This is a genomic window from Moorena sp. SIO3I8 (assembly GCF_010692325.1).
Taxonomy (GTDB): Bacteria; Cyanobacteriota; Cyanobacteriia; order Cyanobacteriales; family Coleofasciculaceae; genus Moorena.
This window is the reverse complement of record NZ_JAAHHW010000335.1, coordinates 1-1,727: the sequence shown is the minus strand read 5'-3', so window position 1 is coordinate 1,727 and position 1,727 is coordinate 1. Positions and strand designations below refer to the sequence as shown.

3 protein-coding genes are annotated in these 1,727 nt (G+C 43.7%); all 3 read right to left on the bottom strand.

The genetic code is table 11. From position 1 onward, the window contains the following. Positions 1–690 precede the first annotated feature (690 nt). The gene (locus tag F6K51_RS36750; protein ID WP_293030974.1) at positions 691–1,203 is read right to left on the bottom strand and encodes an ISAs1 family transposase; all 513 of its coding nucleotides are present in this window, start codon (positions 1,201–1,203) and stop codon (positions 691–693) included. Continuing rightward, positions 1,124–1,342, bottom strand: coding sequence for an ISAs1 family transposase (locus F6K51_RS38855; RefSeq protein ID WP_365940625.1), 219 nt, complete (start codon positions 1,340–1,342; stop codon positions 1,124–1,126). Before F6K51_RS38855 ends, F6K51_RS36750 begins: the two co-directional genes overlap by 80 nt. An 84-nt stretch (positions 1,343–1,426) precedes the next feature. Continuing rightward, positions 1,427–1,727 (bottom strand): transposase family protein (locus F6K51_RS36745; protein ID WP_293030971.1); only part of this gene is annotated, 301 nt, incomplete at its 5' end.

The window sequence follows — 1,727 nt, the reverse complement described above, 5'->3', positions numbered from 1 at the left end:
TCTTAGACGGATTTTTAATCGAGCTGGCATTATCCGCTTGGTATTTTTTAACTACTTTTCTATTTTACACTTAATTACGCCCACCTACTTAATTGTAATAATATCAATTAATTTATGTAGTTTGCTTCGGTAAACTCTGGGATCTTTTAAATCACTAAAATGCTCATAAATCGTAGTTTTTGGTCTGAGTTTCATTGCTGAGTATTTCTAAAAATTATGCTTTGATTTTCCTTCATAAAGACCTAATTTAAATCTTAATTTTAGGGTCTAAATCTTAACTAGTATTAAGGAAATTGAATTATTGTAAATAATAAGCTCGTTACCATTCTAGGCCACGGGGAATGCCAATAGAGCAGATCTGCATATAAAGCAGGGTAATCGCATCTAAAATTGAGTGGAAGTATGTATAAAATGTGTGTAGAGAATTGATGTTTAACCCAGGTCACCAGCTCACAGAGCCAGAGGGATACCAGCTATTCATCCCAGCAGTAAGGCGAAGAAGGGCTAGTATGTTCGGGTTGTCTGTCCACCTGTAGTCTTAATCCTAAAGTGAATCTGAGTCCATCGAGGGTTTTCAAGTCATTGGTTCGCACTGGCTGCAAGTATCTCGAGCAAGAAATCATTATCAATGGCAGCTCGGTAACGCTTCATCTTCAAACTCTGCGAAAGAAGGTTCCTGTTTGAGTAAACTCACACTCTTTGCGTCGCAATAATCCTAGATTTTGAGCCCCATGACCCTGACGAAATCGACTGGCATCGGAGTTGAAGGTGACATCGAGCAACCCTTTGGAGACTGTTTTCAATGCTCCAATGGCAACGAATAACTTGGTTGTGCCTTGGGGCATTAGCTTCGAGACTACTGATATAGAACTGAGGAAGTTGTGTTGTACCATTCCATAATTCTCTGCGACGTTTGACCATCACAACGGTGGTCAGACCTAACCACTGATCTTGCCTATGCAACGGGGGAAGTTGGCTGACAGAAACAGTCCACACCTGACGGACTTCGATACGGTGATGTCCACTCTCTATGGTTTGGTCATAGTCGTAGTCAATGCCTTGCCATTGCTGGGCTTGGGCTTGTTCGAACCAACTCGACCCTTGCTGACGAAACTTACCTTGATTACCTTTGAGTGCCAAAACATAGTCTCCTTCCGCCAGCTTGAAATGCCTGTGCAACTTCGATTTGAGTTCCCATCGCATCGAGGGTTACCACCGTTCGTTTTAAGTTGAGCAATTTCAGCAACTTTGGTACTGCACTAATCTCATTGGACTTGTGATCCACCTTTTGTTGGGCTAGCACCAGTCCATGCTCACTGCTCCAGGCGCTTACACTATGCAGAGCTTTGAGCTTCCCTTTTCGGTCATAGGAACCTCTCTTGGTCTTCCCATCGATAGGTCGCAGCTGTAATCCACACCTGCTGGGTTAGCTCTGCAACCCAACTGAGAAATCCCAACTCCCGTGGTCAAGTCGGTCCAACAAACCTAAAACTCTTCCAATCGTGTCATGGGACGGTATGCCATTGGGCAACTCTAAAAACCTTTCCAACCACGATTGCAACGCTAATCCGTAAGTCTCTATCGCAACACATCCATCGGCACCACATAATACTGCTAACAGGGACACAGTGACCATATCGACTAAGTTATGCTGTCGTGTTCTTTCCACTCGGGGGTCTTCTAGGTGTTTAAAATTTTTCAGCACACTACGCTTGAGCAGCTTTGCC